Genomic DNA, 6,341 nt, shown 5'->3' with positions numbered 1-6,341 from the left:
TCGGGTTGAAGTCGGGGCTGTAGGGCGGGAGAAAGCGCAGGGATGCTCCAGCAGCTTCAATCCGTTCTTGCACCGCCGCGCGTTTGTGGCTCGACAGATTGTCCATGATCACTATGTCTCTAAGCCGTAGTTCGGACATTAGCAGCTGGGCGATATAGGCCTTGAACGAGTCGCCGTTGATCGGTCCGTCAAGCACGATCGGCGCGACCATGTCGCTCATGCGCAGGCCCGCAACCAGGATGGTGGTTTTGCGGTGGCCGTGCGGGAAGCCCATCCGCAGGCGTTCGCGTCTGGTACAGCGGCCATGGCTGCGAATCATGTTGGTGGCGGTCCACGTCTCGTCGATAAAGATAGGCGCTCGGGTTCAAGATCCACCTGCGCGTCGAACCAGTCATTGCAGCGCGACAATCAGGATGCGAGCGCAGCGACAATCAAGATGAGAATCGTGAGGGGGTGCGGCGGCGCAGGGCGTAGCCCGGAGCCGGCGTAGCCCCTCACGATGGCGCGTTCCTTTTGGGGCGTTGCCGCTGATGATCACGGCCGACCGGGTATTCCCGGGCTTCTTCGCTCAGAGAGGAAGTTCTGGATGTCCGGCCGCCATGTCACCGATCATCAGATGAGGTTATTCATGAAGTTCCGACACAATGACGGCGTCGCGGTAGCGGCAGCCAGGGCCGGGTTCAGCACGGCAACAGGTTACCGGCTCGCGCTGGAACCCGAGCTTCCATCGCAAGGGGCCGAGCCGCGCGGTCGGCGGCGTCCCGATCCTCTGGCCAATATCTTCGATGCCGAGATCGTGCCGATGCTGAAGGCATCGCCGGGCCTGCGCGCGGTGGCCATCTTCGAGGAGATGCAGCGGCGCCATCCCGATCTCAGCCCCGGGGTGCGGCGGACGATGGAGCGGCGCATCCGCGCCTGGCGCGCGCTTCATGGGGAAGATCAGGAGGTGATCTTCCGCCAGACGCATGAGCCCGGCAAGATGGGGCTGTCGGACTTTACCGATATGGCCGATCTTGGCGTCATGGTCGCAGGGGGCGTTCTCGAGCACCGGCTTTATCACTTCCGCCTGGTCTGGTCGGGCTTCGAGCATGCTCATGTGATCCTGGGCGGCGAGAGCTATGTTGCGCTTGCCCAGGGGCTGCAGAACGCGTTGTGGGCGCTGGGCGGCAGCCCGCTCGATCATCGCAGCGACAGCCTGTCGGCGGCGTTCCGCAATCTCGACACTGATGCCCGTACTGACCTCACCCGGCGCTACGATGCGCTGTGCGAGCATTACGGCATGACTGCGAGCCGCAACAATCGCGGGGTCGCGCATGAGAATGGATCGATCGAGAGCGCACACGGTCATCTCAAGAGGACGATGCGCGATGCATTGCTGATGCGCGGATCTGCTTCCTTCGACGATCTCGCCGATTATCGCAGCTTCGTCGACGAGGTGATCGCGGCGAAGAACCGGCGCAATGCCGCGCGCATAGATGCTGAGCGTGCCTGCCTCCAGGCGCTACCTGACCGGCGAACTTCCGATTACGAGGAGACGATCGTCACGGTCACCTCAACCAGCGGATTTACGCTCAGAAAGGTGTTCTACACGGTGCCTTCGCGGCTGATCGGTCATCGCCTCCGTGTCCGACTGTATGACGACCGGCTCGATCTGCTGCTGGGCGGAACACCGCTCATGACCCTGACGCGCGGGCGGGCATCCGCAAACGGCAAGCATGGTCATGTCGTTGATTATCGTCATGTGATCCGCTCGCTCAGACGCAAGCCGATGGCGCTTGTCGGCCTGGTCTATCGCGACGCGCTGTTCCCACGCGAGGCCTATCGCCGGATGTTCGAGCGTCTGATCGAGCGGATATCCGAGCGGGCCGCGTGCCGGATGATGGTGGAGCTGCTCGCGCTGGCGCACGAACGTGCCTGCGAGGCGGAGCTTGCCGACATCCTCGATGCCGATCTGGCCGCGGGCCGCTTGCCGGACATGGCAGCGCTGCGAACACGCTTTGCGCCCGACCCCGCAACGCTTCCCGAGATCGTGGTCACGCTCGCCCCACTGTCCGGTTATGACATCCTGCTGGGCGGGGTGGCGGCATGAGCGACACCACCAGGTCCGTCGACGCCCAGCGTCTCACCCTCATCCTGAACGATCTGCGTCTGCCGGCGATCAAGCAGACTTGGCCCGATATCGCTGCGCGCGCCGACAAGGAAGGATGGCCCGCCGCGCGCTTCCTTGCGGCTTTGGCCGAACACGAGATCGCCGAACGCGACCGGCGCCGGATCGAGCGGCATCTCAAGGAAGCGAAGCTGCCCCCCGGCAAGACGCTCGACAGCTTCGCGTTCGATGCCGTGCCAATGATCTCCAAGGCGCAGGTCATGGCAATCTGCGCCGGCGATGGTTGGCTCGAACAGGGCGCCAACCTGATCCTGTTCGGGCCGCCCGGCGGCGGCAAGAGCCATCTGGCCGCCGCGATCGGTCTGGCGCTTATCGAAAATGGCTGGCGGGTGTTGTTCGCCCGAACATCGGACCTCGTCCAGAAGCTGCAGGTCGCGCGGCGCGAGTTGAGTCTTGAGGCCGCCATCGCGAGGCTCGATAAATATCATCTGCTGATCCTGGATGACCTGGCCTACGTCACCAAGGACCAGGCCGAAACGTCTGTCCTGTTCGAGCTGATCAGCGCACGCTACGAACAGCGCTCCACGCTGATCACCGCCAATCAGCCGTTCGGCGAATGGAACCGGATCTTCCCAGATCCGGCTATGACGCTCGCGGCCGTCGATCGCCTCGTTCACCACGCTACGATCTTTGAGATGAACGTTGAAAGCTATCGCCGACGGACCGCCATCCAGCGTCAAAAGGGCGCCGGTCGGCCGCCAACCTACGCGACAATCAAAACCGCCGGGCAATCGTCGCCCCGCGACAATCAAACCGATATGTAGAACTTGCCAGCGTCAAACAGAGCGGCCATCAACCAATAGCCGCGATCATCAGTTCTCATCCTGATCGTCGCCCGCTTCTCATCCAGATCGTCGCGCTACAAGTCATGCCGCTGCATCAGGATATCAGGGCATTTCTGCTCGATTGCATAACCAGTCTTTTTTTGCGCGTAATGCCGCGGCGCGTAATGCCGCGGTGAAGGCCTGCCACAAAGACGTTCAGGCCAATCCCGAGCAAACCCGTGCGCAACTCTTCAAGTGTGATGTGCTTGCGCGCCGCCCAAAGAGCAAGGATGTCGTCAGCGCGATCCTCGACCAACGCGAGCGCATGTCACCGTCTGGGGGCTTGGGAGCAAAACTACCTGTCTCTCGTCGCTGCGCCTGCCAGCGGATCGTAGTCGATGGCGCTACGCCAACCCGGGCCGCAGCGCCGCGGCAATCCCGCCATCAATCGCCGCCAGAAGCCGCGCACGCAAATCCATCGGGAGGGGTTGGCCCATCCATGCCGGCCGCCTTCACCAGCACAGATTTTGAACCACAAATCACGCCGGGAGGGAATCCCCTCCAGATCCAGAACGATCGAAAAACGCTTTAATCTTGGGCGGGTATATGCTTGCGCCACCAACTTGCTTTTTTAGCTGAAACAATCAATCCGCCTGTCTCACACCACCGGCAGATCGCCGCAATCTGGCTGTCTTCTTCACACTCGAAAAACCAGGGCTTTTCCAACCCTTGTCAAACCGGCTTTTTCCCTCACGGTACAAGCAGGACTTTGCCCCCAGTCCCGCCCGCTTCCATGATGCGGTGGGCGTCGCTTACCTGATCCAGGGGAAAGCGTCGCCCGATGGGGACGTGATAGCCGGCTGCGACCAGGTCGATCATGACCCGAGCCAGTCGCTCGCTGTCGAACCGCGCAATCACGTTGCACATATGCTGGGTCGAGCCGACTGGTGGGATAGGCGACGGGATCGCGATCGACGCAATAGTGCCTGCCGTTTGAACCTTGGCGAAAAGATGTGCAGCAAGCGGGTCCCCTACTGTGTCGGCGATCGCGTCAACCGGTGCCAGAGCCGCAATGGCGGCAGCATCTTCAAGATCAAGGATTTCGACCTTCAGGTCCATCACGGCAGCGTGACTGCTCGAGCGAATGCCGGCAATGGGGATTGCGCCCGCTGCGAGCAGCGCCAGCACCGCGGCACGACCTGCAGAGCCGCCAGCACCGACGACGAGCACGCGCTCGCCCACGCAAGGTCTCACGCCGCTCTCGACGAGAGCCGTTCCGGCAAGCGCACCGGTCGGCAAGGCAGCCGCAGCGAAAAGATCAAGACCCGCGGGTACACGCGCCAGATTGTCAGCACGCACCGTCACGAATTGAGCATATCCTCCATCTGCAAAGGGGTTGAGCATTCCGGCTACCCTGTCACCTGTCTGAAGAGACGTAACGCCAGGCCCTACTGCATCGACGATCCCGGCGATGTCGCCACCCAAGCGAGCCGGGAAGGTCAACGGGGTCCAATCATGAAGCAGTCCGCGCCGTGCCTTCACATCGACCGGATTGACTGCCGCGGCAGTCACCGCAACTCTCACCTCTCCTGCGGAAGGTATCGGTATCGCAGCCTCGGCGATATAAAAGCTTTCGGGTTCTCCATAGTCGGACAGGAGCGCAACCTTCATGGTGCCTGGTGATTGTTCGCGCTGTGCCCTGGCGATCGGTGCCGTCCTTGCAGCAGGAGACCACGCGGCGGCGCGGCTTTGAAGATTGCCGATCAGCTGGTCAAATGAAGCAGTGCGCTCCAGCAGTTCCAGAATCACTCCCGGCGCTTCATCGGATTTGTAGTGGAAGAAGCGCTGCCCGGCGGCCTCGCCTTGAGTGATCAGTTCCATCCCGCGCTTGCGCGCGACCTCGGCGTCGCGTGCGATGTTCTCGCTGACCGAGGCAAGGCGCTGAAGACCGATGATCGGGCGATTGAGACCATCGTGCAGCGGCGAGGGGCCATCTCCCTCCGCACAGATAAGTTCGACCAATCGTCCGTCATGCCATGTCAGAGCAACGCTGAACGGCATTGCGATACGTTTTCCTTGATGGAGCGCGTCCATCACCAGACCTTCAAAAATGGTCCAGGGGCCAACGCCAACCTGCTTTTCCCAGAAATCGACCGATCGGCGCAGGTCCGCGGTTCCGAAACTGATCTGGCCAAAATTGGCGAACCAGTTGTCCTCTGGCGCGGCATCATTGATCACGGGCACAGCTCCTTTCTGCTTTGCCTGCCATGCAGCACTGGTGCCAGCGGTGGCAAGCAGTAGAACCCCTCAAGCAATCGGGCGGCCCATGCAAGCCGCTGCAACATTGATGACGCGGATCGGATTGCGGCCGCCCCATCCGCGCCTCGCAGCATTTCCGTCCGTGATGAGCTGCTTTGTCGGCGATTCATTTGATCAATCCAGAAGATATTTCGCTCATCTGGCATGTCGAGCTAGACCACACGAGCACCTGCACCTGCACCTTCGGCACGGCAGGCAGTTGAAAGGCCGTTCTCCCGAGAGCCGGCAAGCAGGGTAGGGAGATTTTCGGCAAGCCCTGCAGTAGATGCGGACGCAGGAGCGGCGTTCCGTCAGGTGCCAAAGATCGGCAGTCCGCCTTTTGGCGACATGGACCAGCTTGATCTGCGCAGTGCCTCCATAAGCCACGCCGGCGTCCATCTTGATCAAGGTCCTCTATTAGCGAACTGTCCTTTTGAAGTGATGTTGCGGAACATTGTCCGAAGGGCGATACCTATGATGTCGACGCAATATGCGATGCTGCCTTCAAGCCCATCGTCACAATGTCGATCTGCGCGATGAGCCAGTGATTCGCTTCGATCATCTGCTATCCTCTCGCCATCGCTGCATGACGGCCGGCTCGCCGGCCAAAGAATGACGCCTCGCCGAGACAGGTGCCAGAGGCATAGCCATCACTATCCTGCGCGATGTTGGAAGCACAGGCGCCGGCGGCATAAAGGCCGAGGATGACACGGCCTTCCTTGTCCACCACCTCCCCGTCTGTCGAGGTGGTGAGACCGCCGAGCGTAAACCCTGTAAAGACGGCACGGCCAAACGAGACGTCGAACGCGGCATAAGGTGCCTGGGTCAGCGGCTCGACCCATTTGCCTAATTTACGAAATTCGGGATCTTCACCCCGCTCTGCATGGCCGTTGTAGGCAGTCATTGTTGCCTGCAGGTTGCCCGTCGGTATGCCGAGGCCCTGTTCCATCTCAGCGATCGTGCCGAAGCCGTCGACCAGGCGTTGCTGGGTAAGCGATGAAAACGCCGGGTAAGCAAAGGTTCCTGCATCCACAATCAGATAGGCGACACCACCTGCCTGACGCGTAATCGCAATGCTGGAGCGGCTGTGATAGCTGTCCTCCGCAACGAAG

4 protein-coding genes and 2 pseudogenes are annotated in these 6,341 nt (G+C 61.4%); 2 read left to right on the top strand and 4 right to left on the bottom strand.

Annotation, left to right across the window (positions count from 1 at the left end; genetic code table 11):
• A pseudogene (locus RM533_RS13510) lies at nt 1-390 on the bottom strand (transposase); the annotation flags it as partial.
• Between the two features lie 196 nt (nt 391-586).
• On the opposite strand from RM533_RS13510, the gene istA reads away from it, so the two are divergent.
• Nucleotides 587-2,089, top strand: coding sequence for an IS21 family transposase (istA, locus tag RM533_RS13505; RefSeq protein WP_432265086.1), 1,503 nt, complete (start codon nt 587-589; stop codon nt 2,087-2,089).
• Complete coding sequence (gene istB / locus RM533_RS13500; protein ID WP_311341752.1) at nt 2,086-2,931, top strand: IS21-like element helper ATPase IstB; 846 nt, start codon at nt 2,086-2,088, stop codon at nt 2,929-2,931. The genes istA and istB overlap by 4 nt, the downstream gene beginning before the upstream one ends.
• 104 nt (nt 2,932-3,035) lie before the next feature.
• Here the strand turns inward: istB and RM533_RS13495 are convergent.
• From RM533_RS13495 to RM533_RS13485, 3 genes and pseudogenes are all read right to left on the bottom strand, one after another.
• Nucleotides 3,036-3,428 (bottom strand): annotated as a pseudogene (locus RM533_RS13495) (transposase); the annotation flags it as partial.
• Nucleotides 3,429-3,681: 253 nt separating this feature from the next.
• Nucleotides 3,682-5,169: an alcohol dehydrogenase catalytic domain-containing protein gene (locus RM533_RS13490; RefSeq protein WP_311341751.1), complete on the bottom strand. Its 1,488-nt coding sequence runs from the start codon at nt 5,167-5,169 to the stop codon at nt 3,682-3,684.
• Nucleotides 5,170-5,794: 625 nt separating this feature from the next.
• A partial coding sequence (locus tag RM533_RS13485) for an FAD-binding protein (RefSeq protein ID WP_311341750.1) occupies nt 5,795-6,341 on the bottom strand: 547 nt, incomplete at its 5' end.

The sequence above is a fragment of the Croceicoccus esteveae genome, from assembly GCF_031846435.1.
GTDB classification, from domain to species: Bacteria; Pseudomonadota; Alphaproteobacteria; order Sphingomonadales; family Sphingomonadaceae; genus Croceicoccus; species Croceicoccus esteveae.
Note: the sequence above shows the minus strand (reverse complement) of the source record. Positions and strands in the feature narration are given on the sequence as shown.